This window comes from Ensifer sp. CCNWLY38 (assembly GCF_037120565.1).
GTDB classification, from domain to species: domain Bacteria; phylum Pseudomonadota; class Alphaproteobacteria; order Rhizobiales; family Rhizobiaceae; genus Ensifer; species Ensifer adhaerens_H.
On sequence record NZ_JBBBBO010000005.1, the window covers coordinates 255,856 to 278,635 of the forward strand.

At 62.5% G+C, this 22,780-nt stretch carries 24 protein-coding genes, 1 tRNA gene and 1 riboswitch; of the genes, 9 read left to right on the forward strand and 16 right to left on the reverse strand.

Annotation, left to right across the window (positions count from 1 at the left end; translation table 11 throughout):
* Positions 1-55 precede the first annotated feature (55 nt).
* Positions 56-1,270 (forward strand): ubiquinone biosynthesis hydroxylase, encoded by a 1,215-nt coding sequence (locus V7S54_RS13225; protein ID WP_336408448.1) that lies wholly within the window; start codon positions 56-58, stop codon positions 1,268-1,270.
* Between the two features lie 213 nt (positions 1,271-1,483).
* Here V7S54_RS13225 and V7S54_RS13230 read toward each other — a convergent pair whose 3' ends face one another.
* The 4 genes from V7S54_RS13230 to V7S54_RS13245 all read right to left on the reverse strand — a co-directional run bounded on the left by V7S54_RS13230 (position 1,484) and on the right by V7S54_RS13245 (position 4,103).
* A complete protein-coding gene (locus V7S54_RS13230; protein WP_057254939.1) occupies positions 1,484-1,672 on the reverse strand; it encodes a Trm112 family protein in 189 nt (62 codons plus the stop codon).
* A gap of 10 nt (positions 1,673-1,682) precedes the next feature.
* Positions 1,683-2,363: an LON peptidase substrate-binding domain-containing protein gene (locus V7S54_RS13235; protein WP_065374112.1), complete on the reverse strand. Its 681-nt coding sequence runs from the start codon at positions 2,361-2,363 to the stop codon at positions 1,683-1,685.
* A 197-nt stretch (positions 2,364-2,560) separates the two neighbouring features.
* On the reverse strand, positions 2,561-3,535 hold the full coding sequence (gene trxA, locus V7S54_RS13240) for a thioredoxin (protein WP_065374113.1): 975 nt from the start codon (positions 3,533-3,535) through the stop codon (positions 2,561-2,563).
* 58 nt (positions 3,536-3,593) lie between these two features.
* On the reverse strand, positions 3,594-4,103 hold the full coding sequence (locus V7S54_RS13245; protein WP_336408447.1) for a prolyl-tRNA synthetase associated domain-containing protein: 510 nt from the start codon (positions 4,101-4,103) through the stop codon (positions 3,594-3,596).
* Between the two features lie 248 nt (positions 4,104-4,351).
* Here V7S54_RS13245 and V7S54_RS13250 point away from each other — a divergent pair.
* A tRNA-Gly gene (locus V7S54_RS13250) sits at positions 4,352-4,426 on the forward strand.
* A gap of 188 nt (positions 4,427-4,614) precedes the next feature.
* On the opposite strand, the gene V7S54_RS13255 is transcribed toward V7S54_RS13250, so the two are convergent.
* The 9 genes from V7S54_RS13255 to V7S54_RS13295 all read right to left on the reverse strand — a co-directional run bounded on the left by V7S54_RS13255 (position 4,615) and on the right by V7S54_RS13295 (position 11,740).
* A complete protein-coding gene (locus V7S54_RS13255; RefSeq protein WP_065374115.1) occupies positions 4,615-5,631 on the reverse strand; it encodes an aldose epimerase family protein in 1,017 nt (338 codons plus the stop codon).
* A gap of 195 nt (positions 5,632-5,826) precedes the next feature.
* On the reverse strand, positions 5,827-7,011 hold the full coding sequence (locus tag V7S54_RS13260) for a vWA domain-containing protein (protein ID WP_065374116.1): 1,185 nt from the start codon (positions 7,009-7,011) through the stop codon (positions 5,827-5,829).
* Between the two features lie 3 nt (positions 7,012-7,014).
* The gene (gene metA / locus V7S54_RS13265; protein WP_065374117.1) at positions 7,015-7,947 is read right to left on the reverse strand and encodes a homoserine O-acetyltransferase MetA; all 933 of its coding nucleotides are present in this window, start codon (positions 7,945-7,947) and stop codon (positions 7,015-7,017) included.
* A 61-nt stretch (positions 7,948-8,008) separates the two neighbouring features.
* Positions 8,009-8,086: riboswitch (SAM riboswitch) on the reverse strand.
* 245 nt (positions 8,087-8,331) lie between these two features.
* Positions 8,332-8,766 (reverse strand): NUDIX hydrolase, encoded by a 435-nt coding sequence (locus tag V7S54_RS13270; protein ID WP_065374118.1) that lies wholly within the window; start codon positions 8,764-8,766, stop codon positions 8,332-8,334.
* Positions 8,763-9,602 (reverse strand): AAA family ATPase, encoded by an 840-nt coding sequence (locus V7S54_RS13275; protein WP_065374119.1) that lies wholly within the window; start codon positions 9,600-9,602, stop codon positions 8,763-8,765. Before V7S54_RS13275 ends, V7S54_RS13270 begins: the two co-directional genes overlap by 4 nt.
* Before the next feature lie 112 nt (positions 9,603-9,714).
* Positions 9,715-10,095, reverse strand: a complete 381-nt coding sequence (locus V7S54_RS13280) for a RidA family protein (RefSeq protein ID WP_065374120.1) — start codon at positions 10,093-10,095, stop codon at positions 9,715-9,717.
* A 9-nt stretch (positions 10,096-10,104) separates the two neighbouring features.
* Complete coding sequence (gene leuD / locus V7S54_RS13285; protein ID WP_065374121.1) at positions 10,105-10,710, reverse strand: 3-isopropylmalate dehydratase small subunit; 606 nt, start codon at positions 10,708-10,710, stop codon at positions 10,105-10,107.
* 155 nt (positions 10,711-10,865) lie between these two features.
* Complete coding sequence (locus V7S54_RS13290; RefSeq protein ID WP_065374122.1) at positions 10,866-11,297, reverse strand: VOC family protein; 432 nt, start codon at positions 11,295-11,297, stop codon at positions 10,866-10,868.
* A gap of 188 nt (positions 11,298-11,485) precedes the next feature.
* Positions 11,486-11,740, reverse strand: coding sequence for a hypothetical protein (locus V7S54_RS13295; protein ID WP_065374123.1), 255 nt, complete (start codon positions 11,738-11,740; stop codon positions 11,486-11,488).
* Between the two features lie 125 nt (positions 11,741-11,865).
* Here V7S54_RS13295 and V7S54_RS13300 point away from each other — a divergent pair, with 125 nt between their 5' ends.
* A complete protein-coding gene (locus V7S54_RS13300; protein WP_065374124.1) occupies positions 11,866-12,771 on the forward strand; it encodes an HpcH/HpaI aldolase/citrate lyase family protein in 906 nt (301 codons plus the stop codon).
* Positions 12,768-12,974, forward strand: coding sequence for a DUF1737 domain-containing protein (locus tag V7S54_RS13305; protein WP_065374125.1), 207 nt, complete (start codon positions 12,768-12,770; stop codon positions 12,972-12,974). Before V7S54_RS13300 ends, V7S54_RS13305 begins: the two co-directional genes overlap by 4 nt.
* A 212-nt stretch (positions 12,975-13,186) precedes the next feature.
* On the opposite strand, the gene V7S54_RS13310 is transcribed toward V7S54_RS13305, so the two are convergent.
* A complete protein-coding gene (locus V7S54_RS13310) occupies positions 13,187-13,621 on the reverse strand; it encodes a metallopeptidase family protein (RefSeq protein ID WP_065374126.1) in 435 nt (144 codons plus the stop codon).
* Positions 13,622-13,791: 170 nt separating this feature from the next.
* On the opposite strand from V7S54_RS13310, the gene V7S54_RS13315 reads away from it, so the two are divergent.
* The 5 genes from V7S54_RS13315 to bfr all read left to right on the forward strand — a co-directional run bounded on the left by V7S54_RS13315 (position 13,792) and on the right by bfr (position 20,701).
* A complete protein-coding gene (locus V7S54_RS13315) occupies positions 13,792-14,745 on the forward strand; it encodes an ImuA family protein (RefSeq protein ID WP_065374127.1) in 954 nt (317 codons plus the stop codon).
* A 40-nt stretch (positions 14,746-14,785) separates the two neighbouring features.
* Positions 14,786-16,210 (forward strand): Y-family DNA polymerase, encoded by a 1,425-nt coding sequence (locus tag V7S54_RS13320; RefSeq protein ID WP_065374128.1) that lies wholly within the window; start codon positions 14,786-14,788, stop codon positions 16,208-16,210.
* Complete coding sequence (locus tag V7S54_RS13325; RefSeq protein WP_065374129.1) at positions 16,207-19,560, forward strand: error-prone DNA polymerase; 3,354 nt, start codon at positions 16,207-16,209, stop codon at positions 19,558-19,560. Before V7S54_RS13320 ends, V7S54_RS13325 begins: the two co-directional genes overlap by 4 nt.
* 372 nt (positions 19,561-19,932) lie before the next feature.
* Positions 19,933-20,244 (forward strand): (2Fe-2S)-binding protein, encoded by a 312-nt coding sequence (locus tag V7S54_RS13335; RefSeq protein WP_065374130.1) that lies wholly within the window; start codon positions 19,933-19,935, stop codon positions 20,242-20,244.
* Entirely contained in the window at positions 20,210-20,701 is a 492-nt protein-coding gene (bfr, locus tag V7S54_RS13340; protein WP_034802698.1) for a bacterioferritin, read from the forward strand. Before V7S54_RS13335 ends, bfr begins: the two co-directional genes overlap by 35 nt.
* A gap of 88 nt (positions 20,702-20,789) precedes the next feature.
* On the opposite strand, the gene V7S54_RS13345 is transcribed toward bfr, so the two are convergent.
* Both V7S54_RS13345 and V7S54_RS13350 read right to left on the reverse strand, forming a co-directional pair.
* Entirely contained in the window at positions 20,790-21,317 is a 528-nt protein-coding gene (locus V7S54_RS13345) for an RNA pyrophosphohydrolase (RefSeq protein WP_065374131.1), read from the reverse strand.
* Between the two features lie 52 nt (positions 21,318-21,369).
* Positions 21,370-22,578, reverse strand: a complete 1,209-nt coding sequence (locus V7S54_RS13350) for a divergent polysaccharide deacetylase family protein (RefSeq protein WP_065374132.1) — start codon at positions 22,576-22,578, stop codon at positions 21,370-21,372.
* Positions 22,579-22,780 lie beyond the last annotated feature (202 nt).

The window sequence follows — 22,780 nt, forward strand, 5'->3', positions numbered from 1 at the left end:
ATGGCATTGATCTATATAGACATAAAACGATGCTCAAGTGCGACGGAGAAAGCCGATGCTCGATGTCTTGATTGCCGGTGGCGGCTATGTCGGCCTTTCGCTCGCCGTTTCCCTGAAAAAGGCGGCGCCGCATCTCAGCGTCATGGTGATCGACGGTGCGCCGGAAGGCGCCTGGAAGAAGGACGAGCGCGCCTCGGCGGTTGCGTCGGCTGCCGAACGCATGCTCGATGTGCTTGGCGTCTGGGATCAGATCGTGCCGGAGGCCGAGCCTATCCGTCGCATGGTGATTACCGATTCGAAGGCGGCCGATCCGGTGCGCCCTGTGTTTCTGACCTTCGATGGCGACAGCGGCGATGGCCGGCCCTTCGCCCATATGGTGCCGAACACGGCAATGGTCGGCGCGCTGCGCGGGGCGTGCGAGGACCTCGGCATCGTCAATCGTCAGTCGACGATTGTCGAAACCTTTAAAAGCGGCGACCATGCGGTCGCCGTCACGCTCGCCGGCGGCGAACAACTGGAAGCACGCCTGCTCGTCGCCTGTGACGGGGTTCGCTCCAAGCTGCGCGATGCCGCCGGCATCAAGACGGTCGAATTCGACTACGGCCAGTCCGGTATCGTGACAACGGTCGAGCACGAGCGGCCGCACGAGGGCACGGCGGAGGAGCATTTCCTGCCGGCCGGTCCATTCGCGACCCTGCCGCTCAAGAACAACCGCTCGTCGCTGGTCTGGACCGAGCGCACCGAAGACGCCGAACGCCTGGTCGCCGGCGACGATTTCCTGTTCGAGGAAGAGTTGGAGCGTCGCTTCGGCCACAAGCTCGGACACCTGAAGGTGGTCGGCGGACGGCGGGCCTTTCCGCTCGGCCTGACGCTTGCGCGCGATTTCGTCAAGCCGCGTTTCGCGCTTGCCGGCGACGCGGCCCACGGCATTCATCCGATCTCGGGGCAGGGGCTCAACCTCGGCTTCAAGGACGTGGCGGCGCTCGCCGAAACGATCGTCGAAGCTGACCGACTCGGGCTCGACATCGGCTCACTCGCCGTGCTCGAGCGCTATCAGAGCTGGCGGCGTTTCGACACCTTCCGCATGGGGGTGACGACCGACGTGCTCAACCGGCTGTTTTCGAACGATATCACGCCGGTTCGCATCGCCCGCGACTTCGGCCTCGGTCTGGTCGACCGGCTGCCGTCGCTCAAGAATTTCTTCATTCGCCAAGCGGCCGGGATTGCCGGCGAGGCGGATCCGCGGCTCTTGTCGGGCGAGCCGATCTGAACATCGACCTGAGGATTGCCCCTCACCCTAGCCCTCTCCCCGCAGGCGGGGCGAGGGGACTCGGTCGAATGCGTGGCACTATCTTCATGTCGAAGAGAAGAGGTTGGCGCCGAGTGCGCCACGAGGTTCCTTCTCCCCGCTTGGCGGGGAGAAGGTGGCCGGCAGGCCGGATGAGGGGCGATTACAAACTCCGCACCCAAAGAAGGCGCGCCCTCAATCCTCGATCTTGCGTGCTTCGGAGACGAGCATGATCGGCACGCCGTCGCGTATCGGATAGGCGAGGCGAGCCTTTTCCGAGATGAGTTCGTTGGCTTCGGCGTGGTAGCTGAGGCGCCCCTTGGTCAGCGGGCAGACGAGCAGTTCAAGCAGTTTCGGATCGACCTTGCTGGCGTTGATATCCATTATCCGTCGCTCACTGCAGGATGCTGTCCATATCGCCGAAGTCGCGCGCGAGCACGATCTCGGTGATGGCGATCAGGGTTTCCGCGCGTGTCTTGAGGTCGGGTGCTTCGAGCAGGGCCTGTTTTTCTGCGGGGCCGTAGGGCGACATCATCGCCATGGAATTGACGAGCGTACGGTTGCTCGCCCGTTCGACGCTTTCCCAATCGGCCTTGAGCTTGTTGGCTTCGAGATAGGCCTTGAAGGCGGCAAGCAGAGCTGCCCGGTCGACGAGGGTTTCATCGTCGCGGTTTTCGAGATCGGCGGCAAAGGGGCCGATGCGGAAACGGCGGTAACCGCGCGTCGCTGAGACTTCCGAAAACAGCCGGTAGCGGCAGACGCCGGTGAGCGAGGTGATGTAGCGGCCATCGCCGGTCTCGGCGAAGGAGGTGATGCGGCCGATGCAGCCGACCTCGCAGAGCGCCTGCATCGGGCCGGTGGCAGTCTCGCTGCGGCCTTCGCAGAAGGAAGGTTGCACGATGCCGATCAGGCGGTTGCCGGAGAGCGCATCATCGAGCATGGCAAGGTAGCGCGGTTCGAAGATGTTGAGCGGAAGCTGGGCACCGGGAAGCAGCAGCGCACCGGTCAGCGGAAACACCGGAATGATCTCCGGCAAGTCCTTCGGACCGAGATAGCGTGCATTTCCGACGAGCATTTTCCGATAGACCCTGCAGGTATCCGCTCTTGCCCCGCCCAGGAAGCGTGGTCAACCAGATGAAGAGATGGTGCGTTCCTAGAAAATCTCAAGGGACGAGGACACCGATCTTCATGGGTGAATGTGGATCGTGATCAGGCGCACTTACGAAAAAGGGGCGCAAACAGCGCCCCTCCTCGAAAAAAATGCCTGACGGCTCAGGAGAACAGGATCGACGAGAGCTTGCGCCGTGCGGCGATCGTTGCCGGATCCTTCGGTCCCCAGACCTCGAAGAAGGAGAGCAACTCGCGCCGCGCGCCGTCGTCGTCGAAAGCCCGATCGCGCTTCATGACCGTTAGCAGGTGATCGGCGGCAGCCGTCCGGTCGCCTTCGACATTGCGGATCTTGGCGAGCAGCACGCGCGCCTCGTGATCATCGGGATTTGCGGCAAGGCGCCGTTCGAACTCGTTGGGATCGCCGAGCTTGCGGGCTTCCTCGATCTGGTCGAGCTTCTTGCCGATGGCCGCAATGCCTGCGTCCTTGGCAAGGTCTTCCGGCAGCCCGGAGAGCGCTTCGCGGGCTTCGGCGACCTGGCCGAGCGCGATCATGCAGTCAACCATGCCGGCGATCGCCACGACGTTTTCGGGATCGGCCTGAAGCACGGCGCCGTAGAGGCCGGCGGCGTTCTGGGCGTCGCCGGCGTCGATGAGCGCCTTGGCATCAGCGAGAACCGCTTCGATCTCCGCCTTGCTGTCGTCGACGGCCGGACCGGCGATCTTTTCGATGAATTGCTTGATCTGGCTTTCCGGTACCGCGCCCATGAAACCATCGACCGGACGCCCGCCGACGAAGGCGATGACGGCGGGTATCGACTGGATGCCGAGCTGGCCGGCGATCGAGGGGTGATCGTCGATGTTCATCTTGACGAGCTTGACGCGGCCTGCGGCCTCCGTGACCACCTTTTCGATGACGGGGGTCAGCTGCTTGCACGGGCCGCACCAGGGCGCCCAGAAATCGACGAGAACCGGCTGCTGCCTGGAGGCGTCGAGCACGTCCTTGGTGAAGTTGGCAGTGGTGGTTTCCGTGATCAGGTCACCGCCCGACGCGGCCGCCGGCGCCGGCTGACCGAAGGAGGCCGAGGCCGTCATCTGAGTGCCGAAAGACCCTGCATAGGGATTGTCGCTGCCCGTCATTCTTCTCTCCTCGCCGGCTCGTCTGCCAGCTTACTGCATTCGCGCCAAAGATCGTATGTCAGGCCGTGACTTTCAAGACAAGCGGTTCGTGTCCGGTCGCTTCCATGAAACGCAGCAGATCCCTGGAGGCGATCGAGGTCGTCGCGTCATTGGAGAGCGGATGGCAGTTGACGATGTCGAACTTCATCAGTTCCTCGTCGAGGATCATCTTGACGTTGCCGCCGGTATCGTTGATCGCGCCGAAGGCGGTCACCGCACCCGGGATGACGCCCAGATATTCCATCAGCTTCTCCGGCTTGCCGAAGGACATCTTGCTTGCCGCGCCGATCACCTGGTGAACGGTCTTCAGGTCCACCGTCGCGTGTTCCTCGACGGTGAGCAGGAAATAGTTGTCCTTCTTGTCCTTCACGAAAAGGTTTTTCGTGTGGCCGCCAGGGATCTCGTCACGCAGCGCCACCGATTCGGCAACGGTGAACACCGGCTCGTGGCTCTTGGTTTTATGCTCGATCCCAAGTCCGTCGAGAAAATGAAAGAGGTCTTCGGCGGTCTTCGGCTGTGATTCACTCATGATTCTCATCCCTTGGGCATTCGTTTCGCCTCTGCTTTAGGGGAGAAGCCGGTGGCCGCGCAATCTCACAGGCGGCGACGATGGCCGAAAACGCGGCATTTCCGGGCTTCGTGAAGGGTCTCCAAAAAAATATTCGATTTCTCATCATTTCCCTGTTGCATTCCAAAATCGCTTAGGCCATATACCGCCCGTCGCCGCAAGACAGCGACGCCACGGTCCACCGACTACCCCCGGACCGCGGTTAATGAGCGGGTGTAGCTCAGGGGTAGAGCACAACCTTGCCAAGGTTGGGGTCGGGCGTTCGAATCGCCTCACCCGCTCCAATTTCTCCCAACCACTTCATTTTACTATTGTTCTGGAAATGAACGGCATCCGTCGTCAGGCGCATTCCGCTTCGCAACCGGACGCTTCGCCGTGCGAACACCTGTCCTCGATCGGACACCACGGCTGCCCTTGCGGTGCTCGCCGTCTTTCCCGTTCGCTAGAGATCGTCGACGCCCGCGTGCGCCGCTCAGCTTTTCATGAAGACGTAGTCCGTTTCCTGCCGGAGGATCTCGCCGGGGCGCAGCACCGCGCTCGGAAAATCGGAGTGGTTGGCGGCATCCGGCCAGATCTGGGTTTCGAGGCAGAAGCCGGCAAACGGGCCGTAGTGCCGTCCCTCAAGGCCGGGGACGGGGATGTTCAGCTTGGCGCCGGTATAGAGCTGCACGCCGGGCTCGGTGGTCAGCACCTCCAGCGTGACGCCGGAATTGATGCTGCGCGCGAACGCCGCCGAATGCTTCGCCATGCGCTCGCTTGAAAGACAGAAATTGTGGTCGTAGCTGATGCGCTCGCCCTCGGTCTGGCGACGCAGCGACGTCATTTCGCGGAGATCGAAAGCGGTGCCCTCGACCGCACGCACCTCGCCCGTCGGCACCTGGCGTTCGGTGGTCGGCAGGTAGTGGTCGGCGGCGATCATGATGTCGTGTCCGAGCGCGTCGGCAGTGCCGTCGAGATTGAAATAGCTGTGCTGGCAGACATTGGCGAGCGTCGGCCGGTCCGTTTCGGTCTCGTAAACGACGCTCAAGACGCCGCCGGGCTTCAGCTGGTAAGTGCAGGTGACCTTGCAATTGCCGGGATAGCCGGCGCGTCCGTCCGGATCGGTGATCGTGAGCGTCACGCTATCAGGCGTCTGGCGGGTGATCGTCCAGTTGCGTTTACCGATATTGTCGCTGCCGCCGTGCAGGTGGGTGACGCCCTTCTCGTTCAATTCGAGCTGGTAGGTCTCACCGTCGAGCGTGAAGCGCCCGTCGGCGATCCGGTTGGCGCAGCGCCCCGGTGTGGCGCCGAGGTAGGGCGAATGGGCGAGGTAGCTTTCGAGATCGGTGAAGCCGAGCACCAGTGGCGGTTCGTGGCCTTCCAGGCGGAGGTCCTGGATCACCGAGCCCCAGGTGAGCACATGGGCGGTGAGACCGCCACCGGACAGCACCACACGATGGACCGGCTCGCCGGATGGCAGATGGCCGAAGATTTCCGTGTTCTGATGCATGTCCACCGCTTACTCCCCTCTCCGCGTTGGCAGCAACCTGCGTCATTTCCGAGGGCGCGGCAACCGGAAATCTTGCTGTGTGGCTCGTTAAAATCGTCACCGATTCAAGGGCAAGAACATGCAGCCATCCAAAGCGCTAATGCGACCTTAGCGCATCGTAAGAGACGCGCGGCGCTGCAGAATTTCGGGGGGATTTCAGCGCGACAGTTGCTTGGTGGCATCCTGCAGGCCGGCGAGCGTCAAAGGGAACATTCGCCCCTCGAACAGGCTCTTCACCATGCCGATCGACTGAGTGTAGCCCCAGTGCTGTTCGGGCACGGGATTGATCCAGATCGAACGCGGAAAATGCGCTGTCATGCGCGAAAGCCAGAGTGCGCCCGCCTCGTCGTTCCAATGCTCGACCGAGCCGCCGGGATGGCTGATCTCATAGGGGCTCATAGACGCGTCGCCGACGAAGATGGCGCGATAGTCGCCGCCATAGGTGCGCAGCACTTCGGTGGTGCGGGTGATGTCGACACGGCGGCGGCGATTGTCCTTCCACAGGCCCTCGTAGACGCAGTTGTGGAAGTAGAAATGCTCCATATGGCGGAACTCGCCGCGGGCCGCTGAAAACAGTTCCTCGACGATGCGGATGTGATCGTCCATCGAGCCGCCGATATCGAAGAACATCAGCAGTTTCACGGCATTGCGCCGCTCGGGCCGGGTCACCACGTCGAGATAACCGTGTTCGGCGGTGGCGCGGATCGTGCCGGAAAGGTCGAGCTCGTCGGCCGCCCCCTGGCGCACCCAGCGCCTCAGCCTTTTCAGCGCCACCTTGATGTTGCGCGTGCCGAGTTCGACCGTGTCGTCATAATCCCTGAACTCGCGCCGGTCCCAGACCTTGACGGCGCGACGGTGGCGCGACTGGTCCTGGCCGATCCTGACCCCTTCGGGATTGTAGCCATAGGCGCCGAAGGGGGAGGTGCCGGCGGTGCCGATCCATTTCGAGCCGCCCTGGTGCCGACCTTGCTGCTCCCGAAGCCGTTGGCGCAGGGTCTCCATCAGCTTGTCGAAGCCGCCGAGGGATTCGATCAGGCGCTTTTCTTCCTCGGTCAGGTGTTTTTCCGCGAGCTTGCGCAGCCAGTCCTCGGGGATGACGGCCTCTTCGCCCGTCTCCATGGGATTGACCGCCTCGAGCCCGGAGAAGCAGTGCTGAAACACCCGGTCGAAACGGTCGATATGGCGCTCGTCCTTCACCAGCGCCGTGCGCGCCAGATAATAGAAGGCTTCGACATCGAAGGCGGCGATGCCCGCCTCCATCCCCTCGATCAAGGAGAGGAATTCCCGGAGCGTCACCGGAACCTTCGCCGCCTTGAGTTCGAGGAAGAAGGGGATGAACATCGGTCAGTCCTGGCTTTCTCCGGTGCCGATCCTTGCCAGATCATAGGGCGTCGTCTGGTACATCTCGTTGATCCAGTTGCCGAAGAAGAGATGGGCATGGCTGCGCCAGCGGTTCTGCGGCGGCAGGGTCGAATCGTTGTGCGGGAAATAGTCGTGCGGCATCTTGATCGGCACGCCTGCGTCCACGTCGCGAAAATATTCGTCCGACAGCGAAGTCGAATCATACTCCACGTGGTTGAACATGTAGAGCCGATTGCCCTTCTTCTCGTGCACGAGGCAGACGCCCATCTCTTTCGATTCCATCAGGATTTCGAGGCTGGGCACCTTGTCGATGTCGGCGCGCCTGACCTCGGTCCAACGCGAGACGGGAACCGCGAAGTCGTCGGAGAAGCCGTTGAGATAAACGGAAGAGCGATTGAGGTTCTGGTGGCGGTAGACGCCGAAGGCCTTCTCGTTCAGCGGATACTTCGGCACGTCGTGGAAATGGTAGATCGCCGCCATCGCTCCCCAGCAGACATTGAGCGTCGAATGCACGTTGGTCTCCGTCCAATCGAGGATGCGCTTCAATTCGTCCCAATAGGTGACATCCTCGTATTCGAGCGTCTCGACCGGCGCGCCGGTTATGATGAAACCGTCGAACTTGCGGCCCTTCACCTCGTCCCAGGTCTCGTAGAAAGAAAGCAGGTGATCTTCCGAGGTGTTCTTCGCCCGGTGGGCGCCGATGCGCACCAGCGACAATTCCACCTGCAGCGGCGAGGCACCGATCAGGCGCGCCATCTGGATCTCGGTCTTGATCTTGTTCGGCATGAGGTTCAGGAGCCCGATCTGGAGCGGGCGGATATCCTGACGGATCGCCACGGTCTCGGTCATCACCCGCACGCCCTCATGCACGAGGGTTTCGAAAGCGGGCAGCGTATCGGGAATCTTGATGGGCATGGGCTTCCACTCGATCAATACAAAAAAACCGGCGGCGATTGATCGCGACCGGTCCTCGGAAATCCAACTTTCCTCGGCCCTTTAGCGACTTGTTTAACGTGGCTGCAAGCCGGCCGGCCAAATCACCACGGGGAATTTGATAGCGCGACTGGGGCGCGGGGGTCAAGAAAAACGATTCGGGCGGTCGGGCGGCCCCTCATCCCGCTGCCGCGACCTTCTCCCCGCAGGCGGGGAGAAGGGAGCTTGTGGCACCCGCTCGCGCCTCCCAGGGACCGATCATTTCCGTTCCAGAAAGAAACCCGGACATCATTGTCTCGCGGCGACCGTCGCCATTTTCGTCCCCTCTCCCCGCCTGCGGGGAGAGGGCTAGGGTGAGGGGCAACTTCAGTGCGTGTGAAGATAACCTAAGCCGTCCTGCATGCCGTATCCGAGCCGACGGCTAGCCTCGTCGATGCCGAGCCAAAAGAAGCGGAAGCGGATCGGCACACCACCGCCAAAGGGCGTCATTTCCTGGTGCAGCCATGTTTGCCGCTGTTCGCCGGCAAGGGCGACATGAAAATAGTGCCGGCGATGGCAAATGGTCCTGTCTTCCTTCCGGAAGTGGTAATCGTGCGTGTCGAGATGGCTGAGTGTTTCCGGTGGCGCCAGCCCGGTCTCTTCGACGAATTCCCGCAAGGCCGATGTCTCCGGGCTTTCGCCCGGCTCCATCGTGCCGCCGGGTACCTGCAACTCGATTTCGGGAAAGTCCGGCTCATCGAAGACCAGCAGGCGGTCCTGCCAGGTGGCGTAGATCAGCACCTTGTGGGCGTCCGGCCTCATCCGTCGCGGCGTGCCATGAAGGCCAGGCGTTCGAAGAGATGCACGTCCTGCTCGTTCTTCAGCAGCGCACCATGCAGCTTCGGCAGCATTGTCTTGGCGTCGGCCCGGAGGTCCGCCGGATCGACCTCGTCGGCGACAAGCAGGCGGATCCAGTCGAGCGCCTCGGAGGTGGACGGCTTCTTCTTGAGACCGGGGACCTGGCGGATGTCGTAGAAGGCGGCCAGGGCTGCCGAGAGCAGCGTCTTGCGTATGCCGGGATAATGCACCTCGACGATGCGGGCGAGCGTGTCTGCATCGGGGAAGCGGATATAGTGGAAGAAGCAGCGGCGCAGGAAGGCGTCCGGCAATTCCTTCTCATTGTTGGAGGTGATGATGACGATCGGCCGGTGACGGGCGCCGATCATCTCGCCGGTCTCGTAGACATGGAATTCCATGCGGTCGAGTTCCTGCAGCAAGTCGTTCGGAAACTCGATGTCGGCCTTGTCGATCTCGTCGATCAGAAGCACCACGCGCCGGTCGGCCTCGAAGGCCTGCCAGAGCTTGCCCTTGCGGATATAGTTCCGGACCTCGTTGACGCGCTCGTCGCCGAGCTGGCTGTCGCGCAGGCGCGACACAGCATCATACTCGTAAAGGCCCTGCTGCGCCTTCGTCGTCGACTTGACGCTCCATTCGATAAGATCGAGGCCAAGGGCTGCAGCGATCTGGCGGGCAAGCTCGGTCTTGCCGGTGCCGGGTTCACCCTTGACGAGCAGCGGCCGCTCCAGCCGGATCGCAGCGTTGACGGCGATCATCAAGTCCTTGTCGGCGATGTAATCTGCGGTGCCTTCGAATTGCATAATCGTCTTCCGGTTCAGCATAGGTCTAGCAGGCGGTGTCCATGGACTATCGCATATTGGCCAAAATCGGAATCGATTTGGGAAAAGATGGCGTGAGCAGAAAAGCTCGGTCTCAGCCGCGGAGGGCGGTGACTTCGATCTCGATCAGCATTTCCGGGCGGATCAGGTCACAGACGATCATGGTTGCGGCCGGACGGATCTCGCCGAAGGCTTCGCCGAAGATCGGGAACACCCGGTCGGCGAAGCTGGCATCGGTGACGTAGTAGTGATTGCGCACCACGTCTTTAAGCGAGAAGCCCGCTTCCGTCAGCGCGCTCTCGATTGTCTTCAGGCAGTTGCGCGCCTGCTCTTCCACCGTCTCCGGCATGGTCATGGTGGCGTAGTCGTAGCCGGTCGTGCCGGAGACGAAGCACCAGTCGCCCATCGCGACGGCACGTGAATAGCCTGCCTTCTTTTCGAAGGGCGAACCCGAGGAGATGAGCTTGCGCGCCATATCTTAGCTTTAAGCCCAGGGGCGCGAGGCGCCGACCGTCTTCTCGAAGCTGTCGATGGCGGTTGCCTTTTCCAGCGTCAGGCCGATGTCGTCGAGGCCGTTCAGCAGGCAGTGGCGCTTGAAGGCGTCGATCTCGAACTTGATCGAGCCGCCGTCCGGACCGGTGATTTCCTGGGATTCCAGGTCGACCGAGAGGATGGCGTTGGAGCCGCGCGAGGCGTCGTCCATCAGCTTGTCGAGGTCGGCCTGGCTGACGACGATCGGCAGAATGCCGTTCTTGAAACAGTTGTTGTAGAAGATGTCGGCAAAGGACGTGGAGATCACGCAGCGGATGCCGAAGTCGAGCAGCGCCCAGGGGGCGTGTTCGCGCGACGAGCCGCAACCGAAGTTGTCGCCGGCAACCAGGATCTTGGCGTTCTGGTAGGCGGGTTTGTTGAGCACGAAGTCCGGGTTGACCGAGCCATCCTCATTGTAGCGGGCTTCGGCGAAAAGGCCCTTGCCGAGGCCGGTGCGCTTGATCGTCTTCAGGTAATCCTTCGGAATGATCATGTCCGTGTCGATGTTGACGACGGGGAGAGGGGCGGCGACACCGGTGAGCTTGACGAATTTTTCCATAACTTCAGGCCTTCGATTTCAGAAGAATGTTGCGCTAGCGTTTAGATGAGTTTTGCGCCGAAATGAAGGAAAATCTATCCAAACACGCTTCACCGGGCGGGTGAAAATGCCCGCCCGGCGAGAGCTTCGTCCGGATTTCGATTGTCGGGAAGGACTTAGCCTGCCTTCACAGGGCTGTTCATCGCCCAGAGAACGCCGAAAGGATCGCGGAGCTGGCCGTAGCGGTCGCCCCAGAACATCACCTCGATCGGCATCACCACTTCGGCGCCGGCGGCAACGGCACGGTCCCACCAGGCATCGATGTCCTCGACGGTGAGCGTCAGGGTGAAGGCCTGCGGCTTTTCCAGCGGATGGCCATATTCCGGATAGGCATCGGCCAGCATCAGCGAGCTGCCGTTGACATAGAGATGGATGTGCATCGTGCGGCCCTGCTCGTCGAGCGGATGCCGGTTGACCTCCTTGGCACCGAAGGCGCGCTGGTAGAATTCGGATGCCTTGGCGGCGCCATCGACCTGAAGATAGGGCAGAAGCCCGTTCAGGACCGGTGCCGGCTGCGTCGTTTCGGTTTGCTGCGTTTGGGTATCCATCGGGTTTCTCCATCCTTTATGACGAGCCAGGAGTAGGCTGCCTGTCTCAAGGACGGGCGCGGAACGCCCGATCCGACATGGGGATGGAAAAATTTCGCAGCCGGCTGAATGCGGCTTTGGATGGACGGCAACAGGGGCTCGAGCCGATCACGGATCGGCTCGATTGCGGATCACTGCGATCGCCGGGATCAGAGGTCGATGATCGTGCCGCGACCGTCGTTCCAGATGCGCATCTCGCGCTGGCCATGAGCGGCGCCTGCGGCAGCCGGGCGCGCCGTGGCGCGGGCTGGCCTGAAATTCAGCCTTGCGGCAATGGCGCTGCCGATCACGACGACGGCGGCGATGCCGGCCAGTGCCAGCGCCAACGAAGCGGTCAGCACGAAGGCCGCAAACGTGATGGTCAGGGCTGCGGCCGTAAAGAGAACAGAGCGAATGCTTTGCATAATCGTCACCTTTCTGATGGCGATGTGGTGGTTCGGGCCTGCACTTGCAAGAGGCGGGCTTTCGAAAGAGGTGCGGCGGTTCGCCTCGCCTTGCGGAACGGGGCAAAGGCGGGCACAACTGGGGCATGAGCAAATCGACAGAACATCACCCCGTGCGCCTGCGCCGCTCGGTGCTTTGTGTGCCCGCTGACAACGCCCGGGCGCTTGCCAAGGTCGCCGAACTGGCGACCGACGCCGCGATCTTCGATCTTGAGGACGCGGTTGCGCCTGAACGCAAGGTGGAAGCACGCGCGGCGCTGGTACAGCACCTGACGGCGAACCGGCCGGATTGCGAGATCGTCATCCGCATCAATGCGCTCGGTTCGGGATTTGGCCAGGACGATCTCGCTGCGGTGCTTGCGGCCAATCCCGACGCCATCCTCCTGCCGAAGGTCGAAAGCCCGGCGGATATCCAGGCGGCGGCCGACTGGCTGACCGAAAACGATGCGCCGGAGACGCTGCGTCTCTGGGCGATGATCGAGACGCCGCGCGGCGTCATCAACGCGCCTCTCATTGCCGAGACCGGCCGCACCTTCGGCGGCCGGCTCGATTGCTTCGTCGTCGGCCTCAACGACCTGCGCAAGGATACCGGCGTTCCGGATCGTCCCGGCCGTCCCTATCTGATCCCCTGGCTGATGCAGATCCTGCTGGCCGCGCGCGGCGGCGGCCTCGACGTCATCGACGCCGTCTTCAACGATTTTCGCGACGCTGATGGTTTCGACGAGGAATGCCGGCAGGGCCGCGACATGGGCTATGACGGCAAGATGCTGATCCACCCGGCCCAGATCGGCCCGGCGAACGAACGTTTCGGCGTCGAGCAGATCGCCGTCGACGAGGCGCGTGCGATCATCGCTGCCTTTGCGCTCTCGGAAAACGCCGGCAAGGGCGTCATCAATCTCAACGGACGGATGGTCGAGCGGCTGCACCTCGACCAGGCCGTGATGCTCGCCGCCAAGGCGGATCTCATCGAAAAACGAAAGACAAGATCTTGAAACTCTATCGCTTCCTGACCGGTCCCGACGACGCTTCCTTCTGTCACAAGGTGACGGCGGCGCTGAACCTGGGCTGGAGCCTGCACGGCTCGCCCACCTATGCCTTCAATGCCGACACGCAGCACATGCAGTGCGGCCAGGCGGTGTTCAAGGAGGTCGAGGGCAAGGATTACACCCCGGATATCAAGCTGTCGGAACAGTAAAGCGGACCGTCAGGCACGTTTGTCCCTCACCCTAACCCTCTCCCCGCAAGCGGGGAGAGGGGACGAGGGCCGAAGCTCCGTCGTCACTTGGTGTTGTCCTCTGCGGGAGCGGTTCTTGGAAACGAGCGGTTGCCGCGCGTTTCCTTCGCCCCGCTTGCGGGGAGAAGGTGGCCGGCAGGCCGGATGAGGGGCAAAGCGAAACGGTGAGCTTGTCAGCCGCCGACGTGCTCGACGCTCGCCTCGATCCGCTCCATGTCGTCGTCGGAGAGGCCGAAGTGGTGGCCGATCTCGTGGATCAGCACATGGGTGATGATGTCGCCCAGCGTCTCTTCGTTCTCTGCCCAATAATCGATGATCGGGCGGCGATAGAGGGTGATGCGGTTCGGAAACTGGCCGGTTTCCATGGTGAAGCGCTCGCCGATGCCGCGGCCTTCGAAAAGGCCAAGCAGGTCGAAGGGCGTTTCCAGTGCCATATCCTCAAACACGTCATCGCTCGGGAAATCGGCAACTTCGATGACGAGGTCGGTCGTCAGCTGGCGGAATTCCTGCGGCAGGTGGCCGTAGGCTTCCAGCGCGAGCTGTTCGAAGGTGGTAAGCGTCGGTGCGTGGCGTTCCCGCCAATCATCGGTCTGGTCAATGCGGGCCATAGGCACTCCTTGTTGCCCTCCATATAGCGATTTTGCCAGTGTTTTTCGAGTGTTGAATTCCGCGGGTATAGGCACAGGAATAAATTCTTAGAATTGGCTGTTGACTCATTTAGGAAGCTCTGGAATCTAATAGAACATAACATGAACATTTATGATGGGAGTTGACCGTCATGGTCGACAAAGCCGTGGAGCGGGAGACGGTACTTTCGCTCCGAGAGACCATAGCCAGGATCGAAAACCGTCGGCTTCCGGGCGTCGTGCGAGCCGCCAAGGCGGCCGATCCCGGCGGCTTCCGTCAACGCGAGGAAGATGAACCCGGCCGCCGAGCGCTTGCGCTCGGCGTAGCGGATCTGGACGACCTTCTCGAAGGCGGCCTACCGCTCGAGGGCATGACGGAAATCCGCAATGCCGAGACGCGCGATGCTGGTGCTGCCGCCGGTTTTGCCGCGGCACTCAGCGTGCTCTGCCAGCAGGCGCGGCTCGAAAAGGGTGAGCCGGCAGCTCCGGTTCTCTGGATCAGCCAGTCGAAGGCTTCCAACGAGGCGGGCATGCCCTATGGATTGGGTCTCAAGGCCTATGGGCTCGATGTCCGTGGCCTCGTCTTCAGCCTGCCGCGAACGGTAAAGGACGCGCTGTGGATCGCTGAAGCCGCCCTTTCCGTCCCGAGCTTCTGCGCTGTCATTCTCGAAATTCGCGGCAATCCTGGCGCCCTTGCGCTCAGCGAAAGCCGGCGCCTGCACGTGCGCTCACGCGCCGGCCACGTCCCCCTTCTGCTCCTGCGCCAGTCCGGGCACGAGGAGGCCAGCAGCGCCTTCTTCCGCTTCCTCGTCGAGCCGGCGCCGGCGCGCGAGCGTCCCCTACCGGATGGATCGATGCTTCGCGGCAGCATCGGCCATCCCGTCTTTCATGTCATCGCCGAGAAGAGCAGAGCTCCTGCGCCGCTCGGCTTCCTGCTGGAGTGGAATCCCCATGACCGCCGCCTTTACCCCGTCGAGCCCCTACCAGCCGCTGCTGCGGCAGATCCAGAACCAGCGCATTCTGTCGCTCGCCTTTCCGCATCTTCCGGCCGATCGGGTCGCGCGCAAACGCTGGGGGAACTCGTGGCTTTCCCGCGGGCGTCCTGAGCATCCGCCCGTCGTCTTCGCCGACAAGGTGAAGAGCGCGATGCGCCTCGTCGCCCTCGATGGTTTCGCCGAGAAATGTGGGTTTCACATTGGCCAGGGCGTTGCCGAAGCACGGGCCATGTGTCCCGAGATCGACGTGCTGCCGGCCGATCCCGCCGCCGACCGGGCTCTGCTTGAAGGGCTTGCGGATTGGTGTTGCCGCTATACGCCGCTCGTCGCGCTCGATGGTGACAGCGGTCTCTTTCTCGATATCACCGGCTGCGCCCATCTCCTCGGTGGAGAAAAGGCGCTGCTCGACGATCTGCTTGCCCGCCTCTTTCACTTAGGGGTCGAGGCCCGGGCGGCGATCTCCTCGTCCGCCGGTCTTTCCTGGGCGGTGGCGCGTTTCGGCTCCGACGGCATTCTCGCCCCGGACGAGGCGGCGCGGGTGCTGGCGCCGCTGCCGATGGCGGCGCTCCGGCTGCCGCAGGAGACGATCGAAACGCTTGGCCGGGTCGGGCTCAAGCAGATCGGCGACATCATCGAGGCGCCGCGCGCACCGCTTGCCCGGCGGTTCGGCGCAACCCTGCTTCTGCGCCTCGATCAGGCACTGGGACGGGAGGACGAACCACTGTCGCCACGGCTGCCGGTCGCCGCCCTTTCGGCCGAGCGCCGTCTCGGCGAACCGGTCCAGGGCGAAGGCGATATTCTCGGCCTGACGGAAGAGCTGGCGATGCGGCTGAAACCGGAACTGGAAAAGCGTGGGCAAGGCGGACGGCTGTTCGAGCTTCTGCTCTTTCGCGTCGATGGTGCCGTCTTCCGCATCGCCGCCGGTACATCCTCGCCGCTCAACGAGCCGCGGCGTGTCGCCGGTCTTTTCCGCGAACGGCTGCAGGCGGTGCACGAGGATCTTGATGCGGGCTTCGGTTTCGAGATCCTCAGGCTCTCGGTGCCGAAGAGCGAAAAATACGAAGTGATGCAGGAGGATTTTTCCGGCACGCCGGATCGCGTGCGTCCGCTTGCCGCCTTTGCCGACCGGGTGATGGCAAGGTTCGGGGCGGAGAGCCTGCTGGTACCGACTCTCTCGGAAAGCCATGTGCCGGAGCGGGCGGCAAGTTTCCGCCCACTCACGGACCTGGGGCTCATGAGCAAGGCCCAGGGAGTGGAGAACATCCCGGCGCCGCTGCTCGCCGCGGCGGCCCGGCCGCAGCGGCTCTTTCCAAGCCCCGAACCGGTAGAGGCGGTGGCCGAGGTACCGGAGGGGCCGCCCCGAAGCTTCCGCTGGCGGCGCACGCTGCACCGCATCGCGCGCGCCGAAGGGCCGGAGCGGATTGCCGGCGAGTGGTGGCTCGATGGCGAGCCGGCGATGGAGCGCGATTATTTCCGGGTCGAAGACGAACGCGGCCGGCGGTTCTGGCTGTTTCGCGAGGGCCATTATGGCGCCAGCACCCCGCCGCGCTGGTTTATGCATGGAGTCTTCGCATGAGCACCCCCTATTTCGAGATCGGCGCCTGGTCGAATTTCTCCTTCCTCGAAGGCGCGTCCCATCCGGGCGAGATGGTGGTTGCGGCGAGCCGCCTCGGTATTGGTGGGCTTGGCATTGCCGACCGCAACACGGTTGCCGGTGTGGTGCGCGCGCATGCGCAGGCCAAGGTGGAGAAATACGCCTTCCAGCCTGGCGCGCGGCTCTCCTTTGCGGAAGATCTGCCCGATGTGCTCGCCTATCCCTGCAATCGCCGCGGCTGGGGCAATCTCTGCCGGATGCTGAGTGCCGGAAACCTGCGGGCCAAGAAGGGCACCTGTACGCTCTACGAATCCGATCTCATCGAATGGGGCGAGGACCTGCTGCTCGCGGTGGTGCCGGACCCGGTGATCGGCGCGCCGGAGGCAACCCTGCTTGCCGATTTTCTCAAACGCCTGAAGCCGCATTTCTCGGGTCGGCTCTATCTGGCGCTGGTACCGCGTTATGACGGCTTCGACCAGCTTGCCTTTGCCGGGCTTGCGACCATCGCCCGCCATGCGGCGGTGAAGCTCGTCGCCACCAACAGTCCGCTGTTTCATGCCGCCAACCGCCGGCCGCTTGCCGATGTCGTCACCGCTATCCGCGAGCATGTGACGATCGCCACGGCCGGCTATCGGCTGCACGCCAATGCCGAGCGGCATCTGAAGACGCCTGAGGAAATGGCGCGCATCTTCCACGACTATCCGGAAGCGATCGCCAATACCGGGCACTTCTTTGGGAGGCTGAAGTTCTCGCTGTCTGATCTCGAATATCAGTATCCGGACGAAAGCATTGCTGGCGAGACGCCGACGCAGACCCTACGGCGGCTGACGATGGAAGGTGCGCACGAGCGCTATCCGGATGGCATTTCGCAGAAGGTTTCCAAGCAGATCGAATACGAACTCGAGTTGATCGCCAGCAAGCGTTACGAGCCCTACTTCCTGACGGTGCGCAATATCATGCAGTTTGCGCGCAGCGTGCATATCCTCTGCCAGGGGCGCGGTTCGGCGGCGAATTCCACCGTCTGCTATTGCCTGCGCATTACCGAGGTCGACCCGCTTTCGACCACCCTGCTCTTCGATCGCTTCCTCTCGACCGAGCGAGACGAGCCGCCGGATATCGACGTCGATTTCGAGCACGAGAAGCGGGAAGAGGTGATCCAGCATATCTACCGCACCTACGGCAGGGAGCATGCGGGGCTGACGGCGGCCGTCATCAGCTACCGGGCGCGCTCGGCCGGCCGTGAGACCGCCAAGGCCTTCGGCTTTTCCGAGGATGTGCAGTCGGCGCTGGCCGGTTCGGTCTGGGGCTGGTCGGTGGCCGACCTTTCCGAGCGCGAGGCGCAGGCTGCGGGTCTAGACACAAAGGACCCGACGACTGTCCGGGTGCTCGATTATGCCACGGAACTGATGAGCTTCCCGCGTCACCTCTCCCAGCATGTCGGCGGCTTCGTCATTACCCGCGACCGGCTCGACGAGGTCGTGCCGATCATGAACACGGCAATGCCCGACCGCTACATGATCGAGTGGGACAAGGACGATCTCGACACGCTGAAGATCCTGAAGATCGACGTGCTGGCGCTCGGCATGCTCACCTGCATCGCCCGCGCCTTCGAGCTGCTCGACCGGCATTACGGCGAGCGGAAGAACCTGCATCAACTCTTCAAGGATGACCAGAAGGACGTCTACGACATGATCTGCCGCGCCGATACGATCGGCGTCTTCCAGATCGAGAGTCGGGCGCAGATGAGCATGCTGCCGCGGTTGAGGCCGCGCATCTTCTATGATCTCGTCATCGAGGTGGCGATCGTCCGGCCCGGGCCGATCCAGGGCAACATGGTGCATCCCTATCTGAAACGGCGGGAGCAGCGAGATCTCAGGATACCCATCGAATATCCGAGCCCCGAACTAAAGGTGGTCCTGGAGCGAACGCTCGGCGTACCGCTCTTCCAGGAGCAGGCGATGCAGATCGCCATCACCGCCGCCGGTTTCTCGCCCAGCGAGGCTGACCGGCTACGGCGTGCCATGGCGACCTTCAAGCGCACCGGCACGATCCATACCTTCCACGAGAAGATGATCGAAGGCATGGTCAAGAATAACTATGACAGGGACTTTGCCGAGCGTTGTTTCAAGCAGATCGAAGGTTTCGGCGAATACGGTTTTCCCGAGAGTCATGCCGCGTCCTTCGCGCTCTTGGTCTATGTCTCCTCCTGGCTGAAGACCTATTACCCGGATGTCTTCTGCGCGGCACTCCTGAACTCGCAGCCGATGGGCTTTTACGCGCCCGGGCAACTGGTGCGCGACGCGCGCGAGCATGGGGTCCGGGTGCGTCCCGTCGACATCAACCATTCGGTCTGGGATGCCGATCTCGAAGAGGGTGGCCTCGATAAGGGTGCCATCGAGCCGCGTCATCGCGAAATGGAGGACGTGATCAAGACTGGCAAGGCGATGCGTCTCGGCTTCAATTCGATCAAGGGGCTGAACCAAGAAGAGATCGAGAAGAAACTCGTCGCCAACCGGGGTACCGGTTACGGGACGGTGCGTGACCTCTGGCTGCGCTCGGGTCTCTCCCGCTCCGCGCTCGAAAGGCTCGCCGATGCGGACGCTTTCCGTTCGATCGGGCTCGATCGCCGCAAGGCGCTCTGGGCGGTGAAGGCGCTGGACGAAAAGAGCGCTGCCGAAAGGCTACCGCTCTTCGAAGGCGCAGCGAGGGAGGAATTGCGGCCGGAACCGGTGATGGTCCTGCCGGAGATGCTGCCGGGCGAGCAGGTGATCAACGACTATCGTTATCTCTCCTTCTCGCTCAAGGCGCATCCGGTCTCCTTCCTGCGAGAGGCGCTTTCCGAGAAGGGCATCGTCACCAGCCGCACGCTTGCGACCGCCCCGGTCGGGCGGCGGATAACGGTCGCCGGGTTGGTGCTCGTTCGCCAGCGTCCGGGCTCCGCCAAGGGGGTGATCTTCATGACGATCGAGGACGAAACCGGCGTTGCCAATGCGATCGTCTGGCCGAAGGTGTTTGCGACCTATCGGTCGGTGGTCATGGGCGCGCGGCTGGTCAAGATCCGCGGCCGGCTGCAGCGCGAAAGCAGCGTCATCCATGTGGTTGCCGAACACATCGAAGACATCACGCCGATGCTGGGACTGTTGCGCACAGAGACGCGGCGGTTCGGCGCAAGCGACCGTGCCGATGAAGCACTGAGGCCGACCGGCGACGCGCGCGAGAAGAAGGCGCAGGGAGATCTGCGCCCGGCCGCAGCGCGGCGTTCCGGTGGCAGCCCGGAGCAGACGACGGCCGAGGTAGCGGACGTGATGCCGAAGGGGCGCAATTTCCATTGAAGGCAGGGCTCCGACCCGCGCTGCTTCAACGGGCAGCCGGGTGGGCCTTTCGAGGAAAAAGCAGATCGACTTACCTAGGTCCGGAACGGTCCGGATCATCACGTGTGGAGGCCACAGTCGGGCTCTTCATAGTAGGGTAGCGTCTGTGGTGTGTAAAAATGTCGCAGGAGACGCGCGGCATGATCGACCTCTGGTCTACAAGAATAGTCGTTCATGTTCCTCTAAAATTCTGAAAAGACGAAGCTTTTTATCAAGTTTAGAGTCGTTCTAATCGACCTGCAACTTCCGCTCGCGGAGTTTTTAGTTGACACTAAATGTCCTGTTTTGCTTTATGCGCCAATACAGGGCGTTGCGTACGACAGGCGAGACGACATGCTGGTTTGCAGCTGCAATTTCATCACGGAAAAAGAGATCGAGGACACGATTGTCGGCCTCCTCGACGAGGACTGTTGGCAGCTGATCGTGCCGGCAAAAGTCTATCACGCGATGGAAAAACGCGGCCGTTGCTGCGGCTGTTTCCCCAATGTCGTCGACATCATCATCCGCACCACCGAGCAATATCACGCGCACCGCGACTCGACGGACGCCGAGATATTTGATTTCATGACCCGCCTCAAACAATTCCATGAGGATAATCGGAGGGCGGATCTTGAAAGGCGACAAAAAAGTCATCGAGCAGCTTAACGAAGCGCTCTATCTCGAACTCGGTGCCGTCAACCAGTATTGGCTGCACTACCGCCTCCTCGAAGACTGGGGTTACACGCTTCTCGCCAAGAAGGAGCGCGCGGAATCCATCGAGGAGATGCAGCATGCCGACAAGCTCGTCGCGCGCATCATCTTCCTTGAAGGCCACCCCAACCTGCAGACGGTTGCACCGCTGCGCATCGGCCAGAACGTCAAGGAAGTGCTGAAGGCCGACCTCGCCGGCGAATACGACGCCCGCACCGCCTACAAGAAGTCGCGCGACATCTGTCATGCCGCCGGAGACTATGTCTCCATGAAGCTCTTCGAAGAACTGCTCGCCGACGAAGAAGGCCACATCGACTTCCTGGAAACCCAGCTCGAGCTGCTCGACAAGATCGGCGAAGAGAAATACGGCCAGCTCAACGCTGCCCCGGCCAACGAGGCCGAAGCCGACTGAGTTCGGCGCAATATTTGAAAGAAAAGCCGGCGATCTCGCCGGCTTTTTTTGTCAATGAGAACGGCTGCGCACTTTTGCGCCACATGCCTTACGGCGCGAGATGCGCGAAGACCGTGACGACCTCCTCGTAGACCTTGCGCTTGAACGGCACGATCAGCTTCGGCAATTCGCGCATCGGCTTCCACTCCCAGGCGTCGAATTCCGGATCGTGCCCGCCCGGCGGCGGGTTGATGGCGATCTCGCTCTCCTCGCCCTCGAAGCGGAAGGCATACCAGCGCTGTGTCTGGCCGCGATACTTGCCCTTAAGGCCGATGCCGATCAGGCGCTCGGGCAGATCGTAGTTGATCCAGCCCGGCGCTTCGGCGAGCAGCGACACTGTGCGCATGCCGGTTTCTTCGTAGAGTTCGCGATAGGCGGCCTTCAGCGGATCCTCATCCTTGTCGATGCCGCCCTGCGGCATCTGCCATTGCTGCGGCGAGCCATCATATTCGGAATTGCCGACGGCGATGCGATGTCCGGCCCAGACGAGACCCGCGCTGTTCAGCACCATGACCCCTACGCAAGGACGATAGGGAAGGTCCTCCGCTCTCAGTTGTTTGCCCTTGTCCTTGCTCATCGGCTGCCTCTTCTTTCCAATCGTCAAATCATCCTGTCGGGATGGCTGTAAGCTAGTTCTGTTGCGGATCCTTGACGAGTGCGGAAACGCCGACGATCTCGATGCCGCGCCCCTGTGCCTCGCCGATCCAGGAGGCAATCGCGCCGACGCTTTCGTCGAAGGCGGAGGCAACACCGATAGCCGTGCCGTTGCGGCGCGCAATACGCTCGAGCTCGTCGAGCTTCTTCAGGATCGCGCTGCGGCTGAGCTCGGTGTCGAGTGTCAGGTCGGCAAAGCCATGCGGCACATCGAAGGCATCGGCGAGCTTGCCGGAGAGCGACTGCGCCGAGGTACCGTCGTCGAGGAATAGCAGGCCGCGCTTGCCGAGATCGCGCATGACCGGCTCCAGCGCATCGGCATCCGACAGGAAGCGGCCGCCGAGATAATTCATGATGCCGGTGTAATTGGTGATCTCGGCGAGGTTCTGGTGCAGTTCGGTCAGGTTCTTCTTGGCGTCGAGACCGATGCGCAAGGCGTTGGGACCGGGATCGTTGGCCGGATAGTCGAACGGCTCCATCGGCACCTGCAGCAGGATCTCATGGCCGCTTCGGCGGGCCTCCTGCATCCAGCGCTGCAGGCTGTTTCCGGCGGTAGCAAAGCCCAGCGTCACTTCGCCCGGCAGATCGCGGATCGCCTTCTGCGTCCCGGTCTGGCTGAGACCGAGACCGCCGACCACCAGCGCGATGCGGGTGCCGCGCGCGCCGGACCAGGGACGCGCATATTGATCCATCGGGCGCAGCCCGTCCGGACCGGTGGTCGGCAGGCGCCCGGCGGGGCTCTCTTCCAGGAGATCGTCATTGGGCATGGCCGCCATGCGCGGATCCTGGCCCCGGATCGGGCCGACATTGATGAGGGCAGGGCCCTTGCCGTCGCGGCTGCGCGGCGAAAACGTGGTAACGGTGGAACCGTCATCGGTGAGCGTATGTTCGACGTCGGCGCCGGAATAGGCGGTTCCCGGCTTCATCGTGCCGCCCGCGCCCGATTGGCCATTTTCCGCCTTCGGCGGTTTCTCGCCAGCGCCCTTGGCGCTCTCGCTCGCCGCGGTTTCGGCCTGACCGCGCTTCAGCCCATCAGGCGCAAGGGTGCCCCAAAGTGACAGTCCGACGACCGACGCAATACAGAGGCCGAGAAAAGAGAACCCGAGCATGCGTCGGGGATTGCGCTTCGCCGCTGGCTTCACCTGCCGGTTCTGGCCCAGGGGGGCATTGAGATCAGTTCCCAAACGGAGCCTCGGTCGATCTGTGCGATGTTGCCGCTTCTGCCCGCCCGCCTATGATCACAGTCGATCAAAGGACAAAACACGCAGCAATTCAAAGTGCTGCAGCGACCTTTGCGCATCGAGCAGGACGCGCGGCGCTGCAGTGCGAGGCGGCGCTGAGACGCTTCGCCTGTTCTTCCCTCAGCGCGCCGGTGGCCTGAGAATC